Annotated in this window: 19 protein-coding genes; 10 read left to right on the top strand and 9 right to left on the bottom strand. The window is 46.0% G+C overall.

Translation table 11 applies throughout. The features are described 5' to 3' along the window. Positions 1-10 precede the first annotated feature (10 nt). The 4 genes from IGI72_RS05755 to IGI72_RS05740 all read left to right on the top strand — a co-directional run bounded on the left by IGI72_RS05755 (position 11) and on the right by IGI72_RS05740 (position 6163). Complete coding sequence (locus tag IGI72_RS05755; RefSeq protein ID WP_413152775.1) at positions 11-1852, top strand: FAD/NAD(P)-binding protein; 1842 nt, start codon at positions 11-13, stop codon at positions 1850-1852. Positions 1853-2043: 191 nt separating this feature from the next. Continuing rightward, positions 2044-2982, top strand: a complete 939-nt coding sequence (locus tag IGI72_RS05750) for an AAA family ATPase (RefSeq protein ID WP_005225502.1) — start codon at positions 2044-2046, stop codon at positions 2980-2982. Between the two features lie 2 nt (positions 2983-2984). After that, entirely contained in the window at positions 2985-4028 is a 1044-nt protein-coding gene (locus tag IGI72_RS05745) for a DUF58 domain-containing protein (protein WP_208773367.1), read from the top strand. Further along, a complete protein-coding gene (locus IGI72_RS05740) occupies positions 4025-6163 on the top strand; it encodes a transglutaminase-like domain-containing protein (protein WP_413152774.1) in 2139 nt (712 codons plus the stop codon). The genes IGI72_RS05745 and IGI72_RS05740 overlap by 4 nt, the downstream gene beginning before the upstream one ends. Positions 6164-6221: 58 nt before the next feature. Here IGI72_RS05740 and IGI72_RS05735 read toward each other — a convergent pair whose 3' ends face one another. Then, complete coding sequence (locus IGI72_RS05735) at positions 6222-8873, bottom strand: cation-translocating P-type ATPase (RefSeq protein ID WP_016608271.1); 2652 nt, start codon at positions 8871-8873, stop codon at positions 6222-6224. Positions 8874-9222: 349 nt separating this feature from the next. Between IGI72_RS05735 and IGI72_RS05730 the strand changes: the two genes are divergently transcribed. Next, on the top strand, positions 9223-9966 hold the full coding sequence (locus IGI72_RS05730) for an NADPH-dependent oxidoreductase (protein ID WP_413152773.1): 744 nt from the start codon (positions 9223-9225) through the stop codon (positions 9964-9966). A 121-nt stretch (positions 9967-10087) separates the two neighbouring features. Here the strand turns inward: IGI72_RS05730 and IGI72_RS05725 are convergent, their stop codons facing one another. Beyond that, a complete protein-coding gene (locus IGI72_RS05725) occupies positions 10088-10438 on the bottom strand; it encodes a hypothetical protein (RefSeq protein ID WP_208788196.1) in 351 nt (116 codons plus the stop codon). Between the two features lie 160 nt (positions 10439-10598). On the opposite strand from IGI72_RS05725, the gene IGI72_RS05720 reads away from it, so the two are divergent. Both IGI72_RS05720 and IGI72_RS05715 read left to right on the top strand, forming a co-directional pair. Then, the gene (locus IGI72_RS05720; RefSeq protein WP_008378984.1) at positions 10599-10907 is read left to right on the top strand and encodes a DUF5960 family protein; all 309 of its coding nucleotides are present in this window, start codon (positions 10599-10601) and stop codon (positions 10905-10907) included. A 128-nt stretch (positions 10908-11035) separates the two neighbouring features. Further along, entirely contained in the window at positions 11036-11242 is a 207-nt protein-coding gene (locus tag IGI72_RS05715) for a hypothetical protein (protein WP_034857684.1), read from the top strand. Between the two features lie 143 nt (positions 11243-11385). Here IGI72_RS05715 and IGI72_RS05710 read toward each other — a convergent pair whose 3' ends face one another. Next, positions 11386-11679, bottom strand: a complete 294-nt coding sequence (locus IGI72_RS05710) for a hypothetical protein (RefSeq protein ID WP_005234725.1) — start codon at positions 11677-11679, stop codon at positions 11386-11388. A gap of 227 nt (positions 11680-11906) precedes the next feature. On the opposite strand from IGI72_RS05710, the gene IGI72_RS05705 reads away from it, so the two are divergent. Continuing rightward, the gene (locus tag IGI72_RS05705; RefSeq protein ID WP_413152771.1) at positions 11907-12089 is read left to right on the top strand and encodes a type II toxin-antitoxin system HicA family toxin; all 183 of its coding nucleotides are present in this window, start codon (positions 11907-11909) and stop codon (positions 12087-12089) included. 43 nt (positions 12090-12132) lie between these two features. Further along, the gene (locus IGI72_RS05700; RefSeq protein WP_208769775.1) at positions 12133-12585 is read left to right on the top strand and encodes a type II toxin-antitoxin system HicB family antitoxin; all 453 of its coding nucleotides are present in this window, start codon (positions 12133-12135) and stop codon (positions 12583-12585) included. A gap of 163 nt (positions 12586-12748) precedes the next feature. Here the strand turns inward: IGI72_RS05700 and pepV are convergent, their stop codons facing one another. Next, positions 12749-14173 carry a dipeptidase PepV gene (gene pepV / locus IGI72_RS05695; RefSeq protein ID WP_005225493.1) on the bottom strand — a complete coding sequence of 475 codons (1425 nt, stop codon included), beginning with the start codon at positions 14171-14173 and terminating at the stop codon, positions 12749-12751. A 159-nt stretch (positions 14174-14332) separates the two neighbouring features. On the opposite strand from pepV, the gene IGI72_RS05690 reads away from it, so the two are divergent. Next, positions 14333-15169 carry an NAD(P)H-hydrate dehydratase gene (locus IGI72_RS05690; protein ID WP_034868393.1) on the top strand — a complete coding sequence of 279 codons (837 nt, stop codon included), beginning with the start codon at positions 14333-14335 and terminating at the stop codon, positions 15167-15169. A 73-nt stretch (positions 15170-15242) separates the two neighbouring features. On the opposite strand, the gene IGI72_RS05685 is transcribed toward IGI72_RS05690, so the two are convergent. The 5 genes from IGI72_RS05685 to IGI72_RS05665 all read right to left on the bottom strand — a co-directional run bounded on the left by IGI72_RS05685 (position 15243) and on the right by IGI72_RS05665 (position 22529). Continuing rightward, positions 15243-17297, bottom strand: coding sequence for a beta-galactosidase (locus tag IGI72_RS05685; RefSeq protein WP_413152770.1), 2055 nt, complete (start codon positions 17295-17297; stop codon positions 15243-15245). Next, entirely contained in the window at positions 17294-19531 is a 2238-nt protein-coding gene (locus IGI72_RS05680; RefSeq protein WP_413152769.1) for an alpha-galactosidase, read from the bottom strand. Before IGI72_RS05680 ends, IGI72_RS05685 begins: the two co-directional genes overlap by 4 nt. 8 nt (positions 19532-19539) lie before the next feature. Further along, on the bottom strand, positions 19540-20007 hold the full coding sequence (locus IGI72_RS05675; protein ID WP_413152768.1) for a hypothetical protein: 468 nt from the start codon (positions 20005-20007) through the stop codon (positions 19540-19542). A gap of 52 nt (positions 20008-20059) precedes the next feature. Further along, positions 20060-21394 carry a PTS sugar transporter subunit IIC gene (locus IGI72_RS05670; RefSeq protein ID WP_008379001.1) on the bottom strand — a complete coding sequence of 445 codons (1335 nt, stop codon included), beginning with the start codon at positions 21392-21394 and terminating at the stop codon, positions 20060-20062. 100 nt (positions 21395-21494) lie between these two features. After that, complete coding sequence (locus tag IGI72_RS05665) at positions 21495-22529, bottom strand: LacI family DNA-binding transcriptional regulator (RefSeq protein ID WP_413152767.1); 1035 nt, start codon at positions 22527-22529, stop codon at positions 21495-21497. Between the last annotated feature and the right edge of the window lie 63 nt (positions 22530-22592).

Genomic DNA, 22592 nt, shown 5'->3' with positions numbered 1-22592 from the left:
GCGGTGTGATATGAAAATAGCTATCATTGGTGCTGGTCCTCGTGGACTTTCACTTTCAGAACGACTGATCGCTCATAGCAAACAAAACAAACAAGCCATCGACTTGCTGCTGTTTGATCCCTTTCTTCCTGGGGCAGTTTGGCGCACGGACCAATCGGCGGATCTGCTATTGAATTCTGTAACCAGTCAAGTCACCCTTTTCACGGATGACACATTAAGCACCGGCGGTCCCGTGGTCAAAGGACCTACCTTATACGAATGGGCAGTGACAGAAGGGAAACATTTCGCAGCCACGCATGCTCCTGAGCTCGTTGCGGAATGCACAGCACTTGATTCACTTGATCCTAACGGGCATTGCTCGCGGGCGTTATATGGCCTCTATCAGCAGTGGTTTTATCAGCAGCTATTAAAAGAGCTGCCTGAATCCATTACCGTCAACCATCTGTCAGACAGTGTCAGCTCCTTGACCCCTCTTTCCAAAAATCGCTACCAGTTGGCGACGGCTCACCAAACATTTCTTGTTGATGCCGTCGTCTTAGCTACAGGCCATTCACAAGCCCAACTGTCAGCAGCAGAACAACGATTGGCGGCTGCCGCAGAAAATAATGGCTGGTTTTATGCACCGCCAGCCAATGCGGCAGATACGGATCTAACGGCGGTGAAAGCTGGCGAACCTGTGATTTTACGGGGACTAGGGCTTGCCTTTTACGATTACGTCACCCGCTTGACCAGCGGTCGGGGCGGCACCTTCGTCAAAGTCAATGGATCCCTCGTCTATCAACCTTCTGGTGAAGAACCGCAAATCATCGCAGGTTCTCGTCGGGGTGTCCCGTATCGTCCTCGTGGCCGCAATCAAAAAACACCGACGCAGCAGCGAAAGCCCGTTTTTTTGACCCCTGAACGCCTCGCTGCTTGGCAAGCAGCCAAAACGGTTGCTGGCAAGACCCTGCTCTTCTATTTAAAAAAAGAGGCAGAACTCGTCTATTATCAGACGCTGCTTTTAGAAAAACAGCTGCTGGACAAAGATCAGCTTGCCGCTTTTACCGCCGCCTTTGTTGCCTCTGAAGGATCTGAAGACTTGCTGAAAAAATGGCAGCTTCCTACGACGGAGTGGTGGTCATGGCAACAACTAGCCGACCCCTTTGCTCAGAAAAAGCAACAGTCGTTGCAAGACTTTTTCATTGCACTATTACGTACCCAAATCCAAGATGCCGAAAAAGGCAATCTAACAGGACCTATCAGCAGTGCCTTGGAAGTCTTCAAAGATCTGCGGGACCCGATTCGGTTTGTTCTCGATCATCAGCTAATGCCAGCACAAGACCTGAAAACACTCTTTTGGCAGTCTTTCGTTCCCTTGAACAGCTTTTTATCGATCGGTCCGCCGGTTCAGCGACTGCAGGAACTGGTGGCATTGATGGAAGCGGGAGTGGTGACCTTACTAGGTCCTGACATGACTGTTGAGATCGAGGAGGCTTACTGTACGTATTCAAAGCGATTTGACGACACACGCTATCACGCGACGCAACTAATTGAGGCTCGCATTCCATCGACAGCGATTCGTCGAACCAACAATTCCTTGTTGCGGCAACTGCTAAACGATCGGATCATTCACCCGCACCAGTTGACGATCCCCAATGAGGTGCCTTTTGAGACGGGTGCGATCGCCATCGATCCTGAGACCAATCAGATCCTTGGACCAGATGACCGCCCCTACCCTACCCTCTATTGTTTTGGGATTCCCACAGAAGGTATCCACTGGCTGACGGCTGCCACTGCTCAGCCAGGAACCGATGCTTGGAATTTACGGCAGGCGGACCAGATCGCCGCTGACCTCTTGCATCACACCTTCTAGTCGCTTCTTTTCTATCAAACGCAAACTTCCGAAGAAACGCTTCGGGAGTTTTTTGTTTTTCTTTCGCAAATCCGCGGAAAGGATTTCTCTTTTTTGAATATTCTTGAAATTTTCTTTAATTGTTACACGAAAATTGCGACAGTCCTAGAAAACCGTTACAATGGAAGAAACGAACGTAGGGAGGTTATCAGATGACCGCTGAATTACAAAAAATAGATGCCTTGATCGCAGAAGTGGAAAAAGTGATTTTAGGCAAACGAGATGTGATCCAATTTACCGTGGCTGCGCTGCTTGCTGGCGGACACGTTTTATTCGAAGATATCCCTGGTGTTGGGAAAACGATGTTGGTCAAATCGTTAGCCAAAGCCATTCAAAGTGACTACAAACGGGTACAGTTTACCCCAGACCTTTTACCTAACGATGTGTTAGGTGTGTCGATTTTTAATTCCCAAAGCCACCAGTTCGAGTTTCGTCCTGGCCCGATCTTCACCTCCGTCCTCTTGGCAGATGAGATCAACCGAACCACACCAAGGACGCAAGCCTCACTCTTAGAAGCCATGTCAGAAAATCATGTCACCATCGACAATCAAACGTACCCATTGAGTCCCCACTTTTTTGTTTTAGCCACGCAAAATCCAATCGAGTATGAAGGAACGTATCCTTTGCCTGAAGCCCAATTGGATCGTTTTTTGTTCCGCCTGCATATCGGTTACCCAGATTTTCAAGATGAGCTCGCCCTCTTGACTGGAAAACGACAGCAAAGCTTGGATCAGATCCAAACCATTTTACATGCTGATGAAGTGACTGCTTTAAAAGCGATGGTCGATGACGTGTATGTCGATGAGCGGGTCGCCCGTTACGCATTGCAGCTGGTTCAAGCGAGCCGTCAGCATAATGCCATTGACCTTGGTATCAGCCCTCGTGGTGGGATCGCCTTCTTAAAAGGGGCAAAAGCGTTAGCATTGACGGAAGGTCGGACCTTTGTCACGCCGCAAGACTTGCAGCGAATTTTACCAGCAGTCTTCGGTCATCGTTTATTACTGAAAGGTGGCGTTCATGCCAGCACGGAGACCCTTTCAGACTTGATGAAACAGATGATCCAACGAGTGCCTGTCCCAACGAGGAGATAGCGATGAAGAAAAAGAAGCTTGAACGCCTGCTGCGCCTCCTGTTGTTTAGCGCTGCCTATTTTCTGCTGCTGGCTTACTGTGTGATCTTCAATAATAATGCTGGCTGGAGCCTTTGGTTTTTACTGACTTTGTTATTGTTGCTTGATGCAGTATTCTTGCTCCCCTCCCTCAAGAAGGTTCAAATCATTTTAGAAGAATCGATCCAAGCTGAAACACACACAGCGATCACCTTACCGCTACAAGTCTTCAAGTATCGCCCGACGCTGCTGCCGCTGGTCGATTTCACCTTACAGTTTGACGATCGTTTCAAGGAAAGTCATCACAGCGCCTTTTATCGAGGCAATCTGATTCGGCTGCAGCTGCCTTGGACCCCAAAGGAGCGAGGCATCTATGAAGAATTGCCCGTTCAATTGTACAGCCATGATCTCTTTGGCTTTTTTGAAAAAAGCTACGCTGCAGTTGCGAAACAATCGATTTTGATCCTGCCTAAATTGGCGCCAGAAGCCGTTACCCTGCTGCCATTTTTTAAAAAGCAAGTCCGCAGCCAAACCCACGGAGAACCCAATTTTTCTATTCGACAGTTCCGTCAATACCAGTTAGGGGATTCCTTAAAAAATATCGATTGGAAATTATCCAGCAAACAACAGGAATTGATCTATCGCGAACGAGAACATGAAGAAGAACAAGACATCGTTCTGCTCTTTTGGGGAGAAGATCATCCTGCTTTTGAAGAGACTTTGACACTGTTTTATTCGATCCACCATTTCTCGCAAAATCAACGACTTTTTCAGCCGCTCTTGATTGGTGACGGATTGACTTCTCCTTACCAAACGGATGCCGCTGCCTATGCCCAGATCCTTCCCTTCGAGAAAGTTCCTGAAGGGGTACCGCTTTTGACTGGCAGCCATCTTGTCTTCATTACCCCGGTTTTTACCCCACAACTGGAAGACTACCTCAGTCAGTTGGAAGCAAAAAACAGCTGCCAAGTGTTTACCTACGCTGATTTAATGAGGCAGTTGAATAAACTTGAGGAGGCGGTAGGATGAGATTTATTAAGAAAGCGCTGATTGGTCTTTTGACCTTTCTCAGTCTATCACTGGTGATCTTGCCGTTTATCGCAGTTTATGACCTTGGCAATCAGTTCACCCTTTTAACTTATGCCTTTAGTGTCTGTTTGATTTTGACTGTGGTGCCGAAAGTCCGTTACAGTTTGCCTTTGCTGGCAGCCGCTTGGCTGATCGTCTTGTATCGGATCTTTCCTTATGGGACTGCCTTTTCTTTTGATTGGCTGCTGCGTTTTTGGCTAGACCTGCACCGTGCCTTTCAAGAGATCCTCAGCGGTGAAGTCGGCTATATCACCGAACTGGCGGCGGTGACATTGATCGTTAGTTGGGTTTTGTTTTTAGCGATCTTACCGATCGCTTATCAACGCTTTTTCTTGATTTACGCTACCATGATCGGCTACTTGCTAACAGTCGTGATTTTTAATCAATTTGATCTGACGTGGCATTTGATGGGTATTTTTCTTTGTGCCTTGGCTTCTTCACTGATCCAGCGCAGCGTCTTTCAATCCAGTCAAACGATCGCTCCCTGGTTCGCTGTGATGCTATTGATTGGTGGATTAGCCGTCACTGCTGTCTACTTGCCGCAAACGAGCCTGCGGGAACAGTTGGCAGCCCGTTCCACGCCTATACGGACAAATCTGAATCAGCTGGGTTTTTATCAATTTATTGAAGAACATGGCACGCCCAGCGGCTCTCGCACTGGATTCAGTGAAAACGACCGTCAATTAGGCGGACCACTACTGGATGATGCGACGATTTTATTTGAAGCGCAACAAGAAACCCCGCATTACTGGCGGGTGGAAAGCAAAGATTTTTATTCTGGTAAGGGCTGGATCAGTACGAGCCGCGAAGAGGCTCGCTTAGAAGCAGAGGGCGTCACGATCGCGGATCAAAGCTATCAGCAAGCCTATCTTGAGAACGAATCCGTTCGGGTCCAATTTCAAAACCATGGAGACTATGTCCCATTGCCCTATGGACGCAGCACGTTGTCCCTTGAAAACGGTGCTCGCGGGTTTCAGATCAGCGACGCCATCCAGCGGGTCGATCTCATTGATCCACTCCCAGACACCACCTTGACCCTCGATTGGGACCATCCAGATTTTGCCGCAGAAAATCTCCAAAATCTGCCTTTGATCTATCCGGATTCTCCGATCGATTATATCCAGTTACCCGATTCTTTGCCGCAGCGGGTACGAGATCTCGCAGCTGAGATCACCGCTGACAGCAACAGTCTGTTTGATCAAGTCACGGCGATTGAAAGCTATTTGAAAGATCCGCTCGTATTCCGCTATTCCAAAACCGATGCCGTCGTGCCTGCAGAAGAGCAAGATTATGTTGATCAATTTTTATTTGAATCACAAGTCGGCTACTGCGACAATTTTTCCACGGCAATGGTCGTGCTACTACGGAGTTTAGAGATCCCTGCTCGCTGGGCAAAAGGCTTTTCTCCTGGATCTCCTGCGACAGAAAACGGCATCACTACCTATACCGTTCGCAACTTGAATGCCCACTCATGGGTGGAGGTCTACTTTGACGGCTACGGTTGGGTGCCTTTTGAACCGACCCCTAGTTTCCAAAATCCAGATCGTCCCGTGTTGACTCAAGAATCTACTAGCTCCGAAGAAACGCCGACCGCTAGCAGTGAAACAACACCAACAAGCAGCACGGAAACAGAAAGTAGTGAAACCACGACCAGCAGTTCTGCAACAGCTGCGGTTACTGATGACGTTTGGTTGACTAAGGAGCTGAAACAAACGCTGCGCAATGGCTTCTTTGGAGGCTTAGCTATCCTAGGACTTGGCCTACTTTTCTATTTCCGCCATTCGTTTTTCCGTATTCATTTATGGTTGATCTGCCGCTTTAACAAACAGCCGCTAGTTGCTGCCTATCCTTTGTTTTTGCGGCAAACGACGAAAGTTCTGTACCGTAACGAGGCGGAGCCGTTGATCGATTATGCCCAACGACTTGAAGCATTCTATCCACTGTTCCATGGTGATTTTATCCGCTTGACGCAGCAATACGAAGCCTACCTTTACAGCCAAGAACAGCCGGCTGGTCAAGAAGCCTTCTTGAAACAAGTCGCTGCCCAAATCAGTCAGCTGAAAAAAATCAACTAAGCAGTGAGGATAAACGACAAAAAAACGTATCGATCGTTTGATCGATACGTTTTTTGCTTTAGGCGTTTCCTTGACGTTTTTGAACGGCAATAATAATCAGTTTCGTGATTTCCATCAAAACAACTGCCACAGCAGCCATTGCGATACACAGACCGACATGTCCTAAAGTGAAGGTTGCTGGAATCGCAAAGACTTCACGGATGCCAGGAATCAAGGTAATGCTGTATAGTCCACCACAAACGACGATCGCCAGCCATACCATTTTATTGGCAAAAAGGCCAGCTTGCCAAGCAGTCTCAGTGTTTGAGCGTGCTGGTAATGTTTGCAATGTTCGGCTCCAGATAAGTGTTGAGAAGGCCATCGCAACACCTAATTCAGGTGATTGGTTCATTCCTAACCATTGTGCCAAAATCACGACAGCGGCAATCAAAATACCACGATACGTTACTGAGATCAATGTTTTTCCAGTGAAGATACCAGCATTTGGATCTCTTGGCTGGCGCTGCATGATCGTTGGTTCGGCTTTTTCCATTCCTAGAGCAATCGCTGGTAATGAGTCGTTGACTAGGTTGATAAAGAGCAGCTGCAAGGCAGTAAATGGATTGTCCCAACCCATCACTAAGGCAAAGACGATCGCAATGATCGCACCTAAGTTTCCAGCAAACAAATACGAAATAGCTTTTTTGATGTTGTCAAAGACGTTTCGGCCAACTTCTACTGCACGAATGATCGAGGCAAAGTTGTCATCCGTCAAGACCATCGCCGCTGCGTCTTTGGCAACGTCCGTTCCGGTTCCCATTGCGATCCCGATATCCGCTTGTTTCAAGGCGGGTGCATCATTGACCCCATCCCCGGTCATGGCAGAGATCTTGCCTTTGTCTTGCCAAGCCCGCACGATACGGATTTTGTTTTCTGGCGAAACACGAGCATAGACTGTGATTTTGTCTAATTGATCCGCTAGTTCGGTTTCAGAAAGAGCATCCAATTCCGTACCGGTCAAGGCTAAGTCGCCCTCGGCTGAAATACCGATCTCTTGTGCAATCGCCACGGCTGTCGTTTTGTGGTCCCCTGTGATCATTACTGTTTTGATACCAGCAGATTTAGCATCCGCTACGGCTTGTTTGACTTCTTTACGAGGAGGATCGATCATCGCCATCAAACCAACCAAAATCAGCTCGTTTTCATCTTCAAGTGTCAATTCTCGTGATTGGGCATCGGTCAATGGACGGTAAGCAAACGCCAAGACCCGTAATGCCCGTTTTGAGAATTCTTCGTTTTGATGCTGCAATTTCTGCTTGATTTCATCTGTTAAAGGCACGACTTGATCATCGATCAAGACTTTGGTACTGCGGCCAAAGACGATGTCTGGCCCACCTTTGGTCAACAATAAATGTTCGCCATCGATCTCATGTAAGGTTGACATCAATTTACGATCAGAATCGAAAGGCAATTCTTGCAAACGAGGAAACTGTTGACGAATTGCCCGATAAGGCTGATTTAGTTTCTCACTGTAATCCAGAAAAGCAATTTCAGTAGGGTCTCCTAGCTTCGCCCCATCTTCACTGATGGCAGCATCATTGGCCAAGACACTGATCTCTACTAAGCGTTTTTCAGGCAATGTCCAGGTAGTTGGCTCATCGGAGAACGTGCCCGTTTGCCCATTTGGTAAATAGTAGTCAACAACGGTCATTTTGTTTTGGGTCAAAGTCCCGGTCTTATCGGTACAAACGATACTCGTTGAACCCAATGTTTCAACCGCTGGTAGTTTTCGAATGATGGCATGACGCTTCGCCATTTGTTTTGTTCCGATCGAAAGAACGATCGTCACGATCGATTGCAAGGCTTCTGGAATCGCTGCAACGGCTACGGCTACCGCAAACATAAAGGCGTTGACTAAATCTTGTGTCATATCACCTGTTCCGTCACCTAAGAACAACCGTGCGACTTGAACCCCTAAAATAATCAATGAAAGGACTAAGATCGCCAAGCTCAGTTTTTTACTGAAGCTGTCTAATCCTCTTTGCAATGGTGTTTTGTGTTCAACTGTACTTTCCAATAAGCCAGCCACTTGACCGATTTCCGTCACATTACCAGTCGCGGTTACAATAAACCGGCCACGCCCATAAGTGACGATCGTTCCACTGAAGACCATGTTGTCACGGTCGCCGATCGGTGCGGTACGATCGATCACACCTAATTCTTTTTCCGCTGGCGTTGATTCCCCAGTCAGCATTCCTTCATCGACCTTCAAAGAACCCTCTTCGATCAATCGACCATCTGCTGGTACATAGTCCCCAGCTTCTAAAATAACGATATCGCCGACAACCAATTCTTTCGCCAGCACACTTTGTTCTTTGCCATCCCGAATGACGTTAGCATCTGGTGCCGACAAGCTTTTCAAAGCGTCTAACGACCCTTCAGCTTTTTTCGTTTGAATCACACTGACGACGGAATTCAACAAGAGTACTGCGAAGATAACGATCGACTCAACGTGGGCACCCATAACCATTTGGATGATTGCCACGATCAGCAAGACGATCACCATCGCATCTTTGAAGGTATCTAAGAATAAGGCAAAGCTTGATTTCTTAGGTGCTTCCTTCAGCTGGTTCAAGCCATTTTCTAACCGCTTGGCTGCCTCTTGCTGCGTCAACCCCTCTGGACTGCTCTGGACCTCTGCCATAATTTCCGAGATTTCTTTTTGATACATTTCTTTCGCCAATTTTTTTGCCCCTTTTAATTTTATTTTCCTTAGGCACTCTGCTAGAAAAAAAGAGACCTAAGACAAGTATACGCTTGTCTTAGGTCTCACCATTTCAAATAATACCAGAAAGCTGTCGCCAGCTTACTTACTGTTGATATTATCGCAGCTTGCGCCACCGGTTACTCCCCTAAGGAATAATAATAAGAATGTATCATTATCATAACGGAAACTTTTGTGCTTGGCAACTATAAAACATCAATTTGAAAATTTTTTGAAAACATTCTTTTTGTTCCCATTCCTTTTTTTCTGTTACACTAAGGAAGAAAGAAATTTGTACGTTACAGGAGGAAAAACGATGGATCTTTTTGATACTTTTACCCGCCACAGCTCTGTCAGAGATTTTCAATCACGCCCACTATCAAAGGAGCTCAAGCAAAAATTAGTAACGGTTGCCCAGAGCGGTTCCAGTTCGAACTTTGTTCAAGCCTATTCGATCATTGAGGTCAGTGATCCTGAAAAACTGGCTGCCATCGAAAAAATTGCCGGTGCCCCAAATTACATCACTCGAACGGGCGTCTTCTATCTTTTTGTCGCCGACTTACATAAGCATCAGCAGCTGCTGACCCAAGCAGGGGTGCCTGATACCCACTTAACCACGATGGAACCATTTATTGTGTCTGTCGTTGATACAACCATCGCTGCCCAAAATATGGTAGCTTACGCTGAAGCACAAGACTTAGGAATTTGTTACATCGGCGGCATCCGCAATGATTTGCCTCGTATCGCAGAACTTGTCGGCTTACCAAAATTGACGTTTCCGTTATTCGGTTTAACGATCGGCTATCCGCAACACAGAAATGAGCCGAAAGTCCGCTTGCCCCAAGAAGCGATCGTAAGTGTCGATCAGTATCAACCGCTGACGCAGGAGCAAACAGCCCAGTACAATCAAACGACAGAAGCCTATTATGCACAGCGCAGCAGCAATCAACAGCAAACCAATTGGCAAACGAAAATGACGGAATTTTTCCGTGAACCGCGACGTCCAGATGTCGCTGCCTTTATGAAGCAACAAGGCTTCTCAGACCACTTCGGCGAATGAGTACACTAATTTCCACGGGAAAATAAAAAAACGATCTTTGGCAAGGAATCTTGTCAGGATCGTTTTTTTGCTTAGTGTAAAAAATCAGGTTCAGGCGGCTCTTGTATCTTTGTCATGCTAATTAACGTGTGGCTTCTTGTGCGGCTTCGTTGACGGCAACTGCCTGCTCACATTTTTCCATTAATGCTACTAACGCTTTATCTAACACGGCTTCATTTTCGGAGGTTCGCTGACTGATTTGCGTCATAGGCTGCGCCGCAAGATCCAGCAAATAGGTCGGGATTGCTTCTTTTTCAGCAAAAGTGCCCTTGATCAGCGGCTGGTAGACAGATTCGCCACAAGGTCCGGTTTTGATAAAGGCTAGTTCGAACTGCGCCTTCCCTGACAAGCGCAACCGATAGAACCCTTCTTTGGTCAGCAGTTTTTCATCGGCAAAGCATGCCTGTAATCGTGCGAAACGTTCGTAATCCATGGTAGCTGCTCCTTTTTGATTCCTTCTTTTCTCTAGTGTAGCAAATTTCTTGTTAGCAAAACATCTTTTTCATAGAGAACGCCTCCTTTTTCCTCGTTTGGTGATTTTTCACTTTACAAACAGAACAAACGTTCGTATAATTCAAGTGAGGTGAATGTGTATGCCAGCTGCAAAAATCGCTTATGCAAAACAAGAAACCTATGCATTTGAAAAACACTATTATGAATTGGTAAACTTTCCCACACCAGTGGCGCTTTTGTTTGATGAATTCGCACTGACGATGGAGCGCAATCAAAAATCGTATATTGCGATCCCCGCGCGCTATTCCGTCTTAAAGGTTCCGCTCGTCTTTGTTTTTCGACTAGAGACTAAGGATGCGCCTGTTTATTATTATGAGCACGTACTCGCTGAAAATAAGATCATTCGCCGCTACAACCCCGAGCGTAACTATTTGCCCGGCGGAAGATAGGCCAATGGTTCAACCCGTTTGCTATACTTAGCGGTTGCACTCTCCTGATGCATATCACTGAGCAGCAGTTCGAATATTTGTCATCCAAACGAAACCCCTCTATACTAAAAAGAAAGGGGTTTTTCACAATGACGAAAAAACCGCCGCAAACGTCTGAAGAAAAGGAAGCCGCTTCTAACAATATGGGACTGGGGATCGGTGTCGGAATGGCATTAGGTGCTGCGTTTGGGCTGCTTTTTTTTGACAATCTAGCATTAGGCATGGGTTTAGGCATCGCACTAGGGGTAGCGATCGGTGCGGGCATGGATCAAAAAAGCAGCAAAGACAAGAAATAGCTGCAGCAAGGAGCTGTGTTTATCTGTCACAGCTTGCTGCCCAGTAAATACCAAAAAAGCCTAAGTTCTGCACTTGTTGTGCAGGACCTAGGCTTTTTTGCTACTTCGAGCAATATTCTCGAAAGCAGCTGCTTCACAGTTGGTTACAACAGATTTCTTTTCGCCATTTCTGCGCGATACAGTTCATAGACCGCATCACTTTGCTTTGCATGGCTGCGGTAAAAGAGCCCATAAGAGAAAATCGCTTGGAAATTGCTTCCTTGATTTGCTCGTGCTACAGCGTGGTACAAATTCGCCAACTGCTGATCAGACATCTTCCCGCTTTTGATTCGTTTAGCAACTGCTTTTTGGGAAAGGGTAAATAAAATCGTCGTAAATACTTGATAAACCACCCAAATCGCCAGAATAACCAAAATAAATTTCACCAAATCAGGCATCACTTTTCAACTCCTTACAAAAAGTAAATCATTCGGATGATTTGATGTCAATAATAAATTGGGACATTGACGGTAAAAATAAACTCAATAACTATTCATTTATATATAAATGGTTCATCTAGTACACTACAAAACTTCGTATATCCCATTTACTTTTAACAAATAAACAAGTTGATTGATACGTGCAACACGTGTATAATAGTAATGTCAGGAGGTATGTGTGCACAATGCCGATGACACAAAAAGAAATGGTCAGCTTACTTAAATCTGCTGGGTGGAAAAAAACGAAAGGCGGCAAAGGCTCCCATATTAAAAAGGAGAAGTCTGGTAAGAGACCTATCATTATTCCTCATGGTGAACTAAACAAATACACTGAACGAGGAATCAAGAAGGATGCCGGGCTAGTTTAGCCCCTCCTTCTTGCAGTAAACAAAGAATAAGGAGGTAAATAAAATGTTAGTCAGCTATCCCGCTCTGTTTTATTATGATAGTACAGAGGAAAGTAAAGCAAAATACTTTGTTTCATTTCCAGATTTTCCTAATCAAGCTGGTACACAAGGAATAGATATTCCAGATGCGTTATTTATGGCTTCCGACTGGCTAGGAAACGTTTTGGCAAGTGATATTGAGACTGATCAGGACATTCCGTCTCCTTCTTCAATCAATCACTTGTCACTTGAAAAGGATCATCCTTTCAAAGATGATCCAACCTTTGACTTTACATACGATACTGATAAATCTTTTATCTCAATGGTTAGTGTTGATGTCTCAAAGTATCTAGGTAGTCAGGAATCTGTAAAGAAAACATTGACAATTCCTAAATGGGCGGATAAATTAGGACGAGATATGCACTTAAATTTTTCTAAAACACTCACTGATGCAATCACAGCTAAAAAACTAAAATAATGATTTTCTACACCTCATCACTATGAGGTGTTTTTTACTACTCATCCCCCTGTTCCATACTAAAAAAGTGCGGCATTCTCTCACATGAAAAAGATACGAGAATGCCGCACGAAACGTTCAATTGTATTTATTTAGCGAGTGAACAGACCCAATCAATCTCTCTTTATTTCGCCAAACGGTAGATAGCATCTGCATAGATCACCGCTGCGTTGAATAGGTCATCCAAGCTCATGAATTCATTGGCTTGGTGCATGGTGTCGACATAGCCAGGGAACATTGCGCCATAAGCAACGCCGCGTTTCAATAGACGGCCGTATGTGCCGCCGCCGATGATTTGTTCGAAGCCTTTTTCGCCGGTATGTTCTTCATAAACCGCCAATAAAGTTTCTACCAATGGATCATCTGCTGGTACGTAGTGAGGTTCCATGTTGCGGTCATTGCGGGTAACGGTTGCCCCTTCCATACCGACGGTGCGTTCCACACCGATTTCAAGTCCTTCCGCAGTTACCCCTTTAGGATAACGGAAGTTCAATGCGATAAAGTTGTCTGCTTGCGTTCCTGCTTGGTTCGCTTTGAAAGCAAATAAACCAGCATTCATGGTCAATTTACCCATTTTTTCGTCTTCGTACGCCACACCTAATTTTTCACCGTAGAAATCTTCATGGACATAGGCTGCTGCTGCATGGATGAATTGTTTTGCGCCGCCGCCAAAGGCATAGTTATCTAAGAAGACTGCTAAGAAAGTCCCCGCATTGATTCCTGATTGTGGGCTGGCACCATGAGCACCTTTACCGACTAATTCGATCGTCACTTGTTCATTTTCTGTTTCAATCGTCCCCGTCACTGGATTGGCTTCAACGTAATCGAAAAAGGCTTTTTCGATCGCTAATGCTTCTTCTGTTGATGGAGCAATGAAGCTTGCTGTTGCCGTTCCTGGTACCATATTTTCTCGCAAGCCAGCAGTAAAGCTTTGCAGCGTGAAGTCTCCTTCATTGTTGCCTTGGAAATGGATCCCTAATGTCACATTTCCTTTTTCTCCATTAATGATTGGGAAATTGGCATCTGGTGAGAAACCAAAATCAGGCTTTTCTTCATGCTCAAAGTAGTAATCCATATCTGCCCAGCCGCTTTCTTCATCAGAACCAACGACAAAACGGATTTTTTTCGATAATGGCAAGCCCAATTCTTTGATGATCTTCATCCCATAATAGGCAGCCATTGAAGGACCTTTATCATCAGAAGAACCACGAGCATAGATTTTGTTGTCATTGATGACTGGATCATAAGGATCGGTTGACCAGCCGTCACCTGCAGGAACAACATCCATGTGGCCGAAGATCCCTAATGTTTCGTCTCCTTCACCAAATTCGATGTGACCAGCGTAGTTATCGACGTTTTTGACTGTGAAGCCATCACGTTCGCCATAAGCTAGCATGTGTAGCAACGCATCACGAGGTCCAGGACCAAATGGCGCATCCGCAGTCGCTTTATCATCTTCTCTTTCACTTTTCACTTTCAATAGATCAATCAAGTCGTTCAGCAAATCGTCTTTGCGGGCTTCGACCTCTTTTTTCCAATCGATTGTCATAGTGTTCCCTCCATTTCTGTTCTCGCTATTTATGATAACACTCTTAAACCAAAAAAGGAAAAAAAATTGCGCCTTTTTCCATGGGTCTTTTCTATGAAATTTCTAGGAAACAGGTATAATAAATATAACTCGATTTTGATTAACGAAAGGAGTCATTGCATGGAGCAACTTGATTCTGCAATTTTATCCAAAGTGATCCAACAGCGCCCGACAAAAAGCCACAAAGGCACTTTTGGCCGAGCCGTTTTAGTAGGGGGCAACCGCCAATTCGGTGGGGCGATCTTAATGGCTGCGCAAGCCTGTGTGTATGGGGGAACTGGTTTGACCACCGTGATCTCCGATGGCGTCAACCGAACCGCCCTGCACGCCCGCTTGCCTGAAGCGATGTTTGTCGATTGGCAGCAAACAGAACTGATCGATACGGTCACCGAATCGGCGGACGTCCTACTGATTGGTCCTGGATTAGGCGAAGGAAAAAGCAATTTTGATCTGCTGCAGCGGATCGTTTCTGCCCAAAAAGAACACCAATGGTTGGTGATCGATGGTTCGGCGATCAATTTGGCTGCCAAATATCCGCTGATCATCCCCTTTCCTGAACAAGTCGTCTTCACGCCGCATCAGATGGAATGGCAACGGCTCAGCGGACTGGCAATTGCCGACCAGACAGAGGAAAACAATCAGCAAGCCCAACAAAAACTCGGAAGTCTGGTAGTCTTAAAAAGCCATCGCACACAAATTTACGGCAGTAGCATCGCCCAAAATCCCCTCGGAACACCCGCAATGGCGACTGGTGGGATGGGTGATACGCTGGCAGGCATGATCACCAGCTTTTTGGCACAGTTTGAAAAAACAGAGGAAACGATCCAAGCGGCTGTCTATCTCCATAGCCTGATTGGCGAAGCATTGGCAAAAGAGCACTATGTCGTTTTGCCGACACAAATCAGTGCCGCATTGCCTCAATGGATGAAAAAGCACCAAGCAGCCGATTCAGAATGATTTCTGATAAACCATTCATCAAAAAAACGTCCCTTTCTGCATTTGTCGAAAGGGACGTTTTTCCAATGGTCAGCTAATTGTTAAAATAAACCACTCGCACTTCATACGGCGCCAAGGTTGCTGTTTGAGGGACTGCTTGATTGGTCTCTAAATCAACGACTTCTTTGATCAAGTGTAGTGTCTGCTCTTTCTCAGAAAAATTCATGATGAAAAAGTACGTTCGTTCTGGACTGAACCTGCCTTGGATCGAGACTGCAGGATTGGCATGCGCGATCCTTTCCTCTGCCAAGGACAGCTCACGGACCAAAGAGGCATAAAACTGTTCGAAAAAGTCATAGTTGGTGCGAGCCGCCAGATAGTAAGCGGTGCCTGCACCAAAGGCATGTTTGGTGATCGCAGGTGTTCCTTGGTAAAAATCCGCTTGATACTCCCCTAGCACCTCCGCTGTTTCGGCTTCAATGATTGCAGAATAGTCCCGTGTTTCAAAGGGCTGTCCTTGAAAAACCACTTGATTGTGTTCAGTGTCAAAAAGAGTTTCCAGCTCCAGCACGTTGATGCCTAATAATGCTCGCAACGGCTGTGGCAAGCCCCCCAGATACAACAGGTCGGTTTCATTGACCATGCCGCTAAAGTAACTGGAAATCAAGGTACCACCAGCTTCCGTGTACTGGCAAAGTTTTGCCATCGTCTCCGATGACATCAAGTAAAGCATCGGAGCGATCACCAACCGATAGTCAGAAAAATCTTGCTCTGGCGTCAAAATATCGACAGCGATGTCTTGTTCCCAGAAATAACGATAATGCTCCTGCAACGTTTGCGGATACCGTCTGGTTGGTCGACCAAACCCGCCGCCTCGCTTCAATGCCCAGTTGCTTTCCCAGTCAAATAGGATCGCCACTGCTTTTTTTCTTGTGGTTCCTTGAATCTCTTTGATTTTTTCCAAGCGCTTGCCGTAAGCCGCAACTTCTTTGAAGACTCGATTCTCCGTGGAATCATCATGTCCCACGACTGCCCCATGGAATTTTTCTGAATTGCCGCGGGATTGGCGCCATTGAAAATACAAGGTACTATCTGAGCCATGGGCGATCTGCTGCATGGCACTCAACTGATGGACACCAGGCTTTTTCGCTTTGTTGAAGGAATGCCAGTTAACAAAACTCGGCGTGCATTCCATCACTAAAAAGGGCTGTTTCTTCAATGACCAGTACTGGTCATGGACATAGGCGGATTTCATCGCTGTCGCTGCCAAGGATTCAAAGTTGTTGTTCCAATCAGGGTAACTATCCCAGCTAACGATGTCCACATGACGAGCGAACTTGCTGTAATCAATGCCTTCTAAAGGAATAAAATCTTGGGTAGCATGTCCTTCCGCCATAAAATTCGTCGTCACAGGAATGTCCGGTGTCAGCTGACGGATCGGCGCACATTCATGCAAATAAAAATCGATCGTCCTATCTGTGACAAATCGTTTCCAATCAAGATCCATGCCATGCACTTTGTGTTCCCCTAAAGGTGAAGGCGGTAAAACCTGCGACCAATCAGAGTACGTACCGCCCCAAAAAGAAGTCCACCAGGCATGATTCAACGTGGCTAAATCACCATATTTTTTTTGCAGCCAGCTGCGCCAGTTTTCCTGACAATAGGAGCAAAAGCATTCCCCAGAGTACTCATTGGAGATATGCCACATGGCTAATGCCGGATGCTTGCCGTAACGTTTTGCCAACTGTTGATTGATTTGCGTCACCTTTTCCCGATAGATCGGTGAAGAGTAACAGTGATTGTGGCGAAACCCATGGGTATGTTTTTGTCCTTGGGCGTTGGTCCGATTGACTTCGGGATACTTTTGACTCAGCCATTGAGGACGCCCACCGCTAGGAGTGGCCAAAATGACTTTGCCGCCGATGTCATGGATCTGATCAAACACACGATCCAACCAGTCAAACTGATAAACACCTTCCTGTGGCTCCAAGGCACTCCAAGCAAACACCCCTAATGTGACGGTATTGACATGGGCTTGCTGCATATAGGCAAGATCCTTTTGCAAGATTTCTGGATAAGCCAGCCATTGATCGGGGTTGTAATCCCCGCCATGCATAAACTGCTGATCAAACAATTGATTGCTCATCATTCTACTCCTTTTTTGGCTTGTAACTGGTAGACAAATGATTGAAAATCGCCAGTGACTTGCGCTGTTCCATGGTTGACGGCATTAAACTGATAGGGTTTACGCAAGCCTAATTGCCTTAACAGCTGACCAGAGACAGTTTCGCCATTGACCTGGTACACCTGTTGGGCATTGAGAAAGGCTGCGGGCAAAAAGTCTTCCGCCGTCGGATTGGCTTGTGCCAACACGCGAAAGAAAGCAATCAATGCTTCTTCGTTTTGCGGATCATACACCGCCCAAGTCGTTTCATTGGCATGGTCCAACTGCTGCAGCTGGTAAAAAGTGCCAAAGGTCAGCAATTGCCGCTGTTTTTTATAAAAGACGATTTGGGATTTGATTGCCTGCTTTTCAGCTTCAGACAAATGAAAGAGATCGAGTTCATACCCCAAAGGCCCAAACATTGCGACGGTTTGCCGAAAGGCTAAAGACGTTGCCCGGCCGACTTGGTGGTTTGGTGCCGCCGACACGTGATTGCTGAAAGAGGACAAAGGATACCCTAACAACGTTCCGCTTTGGATGGCTAAACGTTCCACTGCATCACTATCATCACTAGGCCAAATCTGCGGACTGTAAAATAAGATCCCTAAATCGTATCTGCCCCCGCCGCCAGCACAGCCTTCGATCAAAAGGGTCGGAAACGCCGCTAAGATTTTTTCATATAAGCGATAAAGACCTAAAATGTAGCGATGATAAAACTCCGTCTGAGAAATCCCCTGTTCTGCTAAATAGGGAGAGTAAGCTTCAGTGATATTGCGGTTCATATCCCATTTGATGTAATCTAGCTTGGTTTCAAGGATCACTTTTTGCATCGCTTCGAAAATCGCCTCGACCACTGCTGGATTGGCAAAATCCAACACGTATTGCCCGCGCCCCACAGAGATCCGCTCATAAGGATGCTTGACTACCCACTCAGGATGCTCTTGGTACAACTGACTATCTGGCGAAACCATTTCTGGTTCAAACCAAATCCCCAGTTGCAGCTGCATGGCATGAATTTTCTCAGCAAAAGACCCGATTCCTTTTGGAAATTTGGCAGGATCCGCCACCCAATCGCCTAATGAACTGCGGTCGTCGTTGCGTTTTCCAAACCAACCATCGTCCAGCACAAAGCACTCCATCCCTAATGCCTTGCTTTCTTGGGCTAAAGTCAACAGCTTTTCTTCATTAAAATCAAAATAAGTCGCTTCCCAATTATTAAAGACGATCGGCCGCTGCCGCTTTTGCCAATAAGGGGCAATCACATGCTTTTCGATAAATTGGGCGGATTCTTGACTCAAGCCATTCAGACCATCAGCGGTGAAGGTGAAGAGACATTCTGGGGCTTCAAAGGTTTCTCCTTGTGAAAGCTGCCAGCTGAAATGCTCAGGATGTATCCCCAACATCAATCGAACGTTGTCCCACTCATCCATTTCCGCTTGCGCCAAAAAGTTGCCCGAATAAATCAGGTTGGCACCATAGACGTGACCAGTGTCATTGGTGGCTTGCTGTTCTTTTAAGGCGACAAAAGGATTGTGCTGATGACCAGACGCTCCTTTTAACGAGCCGACACTGATCGTCCCTTGGGTCAAAGGGACCGTCTTGATGTGCCGTTCTTTCAGCCATGCGCCTGAAAGATGCAGCAGTTCAAAATCGCGATTTTTCAGCTCCAAGACACCACTCAAAAAGCGCTGGATGGTTCTAGGCTTGCTCCCCGTATTGGTCAGTGTTTGCTGCCGCGTGATGGTTCCCGATCCTTTGAAGATCGTATAGGTGATCGCCATTTCCAGCTGCCGCTCTTGATCTACTAATTCAAAGACGATGCTTTGGCTTTCATCAGCAGAAGCAAAGCTGGCTGGTTGCGCCAGCTTTCGTTCTTTGCCCTCAAAACAGTGAAAAGCCACAAGTTTAAAATCAACATAAAGTGGGGTTTCTTCCTCAAAAACCGACACTGCCCCTTCTCGAAAATCAGAAGTCCCATACGTTGGCAATTCTTGAAAACGGTCCGCCAAAGTAAAAAGATTGTCTGCTTCAAAAAATTTGACGGTTCCTGCCGATTTATTCTCTTTTTTCTCAAGGTACGCTTGATCAAACGGCGCCAGTGTGCCTAGAGATGGCCCAAAATAGACATGACCCAGTTGCTGATTTGGTAACACATTTATGATATAACTGATTTTTTCATTGTATAAGTGAAAGAGTTGTTCATTCCTAATTTCTATCATTGCTATCCTCAATTTTCCCCATTTTTTTCATTTGTCCCTGCTCGTTGACAAGCTGCTTCAAGATAACGCAAGCGTTTTTTGACGCCGCGATTGAAAAAGAATTTGTAAAACAGCGCCGCCAGCATAAAACTGTAAGTTGTTTTCTGCTGCGCAAAACGGCTTTGTTCCGAATACGTGACTTGCAGCTTCCCTTTTCGTCCTGGAGCAAAACTGTACCGTTGATCGATCACTCCTTCTTCATGGGTCGTACGAAGCCACAGCTCATCCGCGGCAATTTTTTTGACCGTCATGACGGCAGGTACCAACCGCGGGGAGGTTTTGGTTTGGATCATCGTTTCAATACGGCAGCCTTCCCCGAACGGTTCTTGGGCTTGTTTGGCTAGAAAGAATTTCTCTTGTTCCGCCAATAACACACGGGAAAAGTCCGTAGGTGTGGTATTCATTTGATAACTGCAAGACAATGTATCGGTTCTCATCACAAATTCCTTTCTAAAGGGTGCGCTATTGCATTCCTTTCCGTTTCTGGGCTTATCTTTCTTCTACCCTTTGATTGATCGTTTCAGATGCCGCTTGTTCATTTAATGCCGCTTCCGCTTTTTCTTCTTTCAAGTACCCGCGATCCATTACGATCAAGAATGGCACCCAGATCAAGGTCATTACGGCAACCGTCACTAACTGTAAGATTGCGCCGGCAACAGAACCCGTGCCTAACCAACCAGATAAGAAAACAGGGGTCGTCCAAACCACCGTTGCTCCGATTGGTCGTGGCACCAAGCCTGCGGCGATCGCAAAGTAAGAGATCGTCGTACTGGCTAATGGCGCTAAGATCCATGGGACAAAAGCGATCGGGTTCAAGACGATCGGCAAACCAAAGGTCATCGGTTCAGATACGTTGAAAACAGATGGAGCGATCACCGTCTTCATTAATTTTTTCATCCGAATCGAACGAGCGATAAAGAAGGCCATCGTAATCGAGATCCCCAGCTGCATTCCTTGATTGACGAACACGCCCATAAACGTAGTGTTAATGATATGGGGCAGTTGTTCCGCCCCTGCTTTGTAAGCTTCATAGTTTTCGATCGCTAACGCATTCATGATTGGATCGATCACCGCATTGACCACTAGTGTTCCGTGAATCCCAAACCACCAGAAAAATTGGGTGAACAAGACGGCGATCAGTACTGCTGGCAACGTACCGCCTAAGCCCATTAATGGTTTTTGCAAAATCTCATAAACGAAGTCAACGGCATTGCCCCATGAAGTAAAGGTGAACAAGTAGCGGATCAAATTGAAAAGGAACAACGGTGCCGCCCCAGGAATGATGGCGACAAAGGATTCTGCGATCATTGGCGGAACCGAATCTGGCATTTTGATCGTCAGCCCAGCCGCACTGATTTTGCAATAGATCTGCGTAGCGATAATGGCCGTGATGATTCCGACAAACATTCCCTCAGCCCCTAATTTCGACAAGGGGATCACTGTACCTAACTCTTCGGATGAGCCAAAAGGCAGCAGCATCAAAAACGAAGACAGTGAGATGGCACCCGCAAATAATTTGGCTTGTCCATACTTGCCAGCCAACTGATAGCCGATCCCAAAAACAACGAAAATAGCGGTGATACTCATGGTCGCATTTCCGATAGGACCAAAAAAGTCGTTTAGAAACGTGATGAATCCCTCTGGAAGTTTTTCCGAGAGTCCGAAAGTAGCAGGCAGATTTTGAATAATAATCATAATTGACGCAAACATTGTTGCAGGAAAAGCGACCATAAACCCATCACGAAGACTTAACAAGTATTTGTTGTTGGCAATGATCTGAGCAAAAGGCACCATCTTTTCGGCTAATTTATCAATAAACTTCATTTCGTTTTCTCCTTTATTTTTAACTGTAAACGTTTACTACAATCAGTATAGTTGTTTAGTTAATGTTTACACAACCCCTAAAATAAAAAAAGATCAGACGTCACTGATCTTTTTCGGCAATCGATTCTCTAATGATCAATTCACTGCCACAAACGACGCGAACAGGCATCGTCCGCACCCCAAGGATTTTATTTTTCGCTAATTCGACACTCATCTGCCCCATCTCTTCAGCTTTCATCTTGACGGAAGACAGTGCGGGCGTCATAAATTGCGCCATTTCGATATCATCAAAACTAACGACTGACACATCTTTAGGAATCGATAGCCCCGCTTCAGCGAGTGCCTTGTAAACCCCGACAGCCATAGGATCGCTGGCAACGACGATCGCTGTGGGGCGAGGATTCATTTGCGCGATCTGCTGACCAAAATGCAAACCAGTCTCTGGTGACCATTTCCCCTGCAGCACGGTTGTGAACTTTTCCAATTTATTGAGCAGCATCCATTGGCGATAATTTTCTGCTCGAATCTCTTGTTCATCGTAAACGACTTCGCCAGAAATCGTCACTCGGCTGGCAACACCGCCCACAAAGGCAATATTCTCATGGCCCTTCTCTTTTAACAACGTGAGGATCTGGTGAGTCTTTTGGGCAAAATCGGTTTGGATGCAATCGTAGCTGGGTGCTTCACTATAATTATCCACCAGGATAATATTGGCATTTTGCTGACTGATCTCTGCCAAAGCATCGCTGGTCATCTCTCCAATAATAATGACTGCGCCATACTTCGCCAATTGTGTCAAATCTTTTTGAGGCTCCCGCATGGAAAAGGCCCGAATCGTTTTTAAGCGCCACTTCGCCGCTTCCTTTTCGATCCCATTGCGGATCATCATAAAATACGGATCGTTTCTTTCCGACTCTCGATCGTGGCGGGTAATGATGGCAATCGTGTTTTGGTCACCGACTTCACGGGAATGGGGTTGATTTTTTTCTTTTGAGTAGTTCATTTGGTTGGCGATCTCAATGACTCGTTGCCGCGTGTGTTCATTGATACTGAAGGTTTCATCATTGTTAAGGATTCTAGAAACACTTGCTACCGACACCCCGGCTAATTTCGCGATATCTCTCATACTTGCCATAGCTGCACCTCATCTGTTTACTGTTTACTAAATTTACATTCAGCATAGGCATAATTTTTGACC

It is taken from the genome of Enterococcus sp. DIV1059_2, assembly GCF_051713685.1.
Classification (GTDB): Bacteria; Bacillota; Bacilli; order Lactobacillales; family Enterococcaceae; genus Enterococcus_D; species Enterococcus_D casseliflavus.
This window is presented reverse-complemented; position numbering and strand designations above follow the sequence as displayed.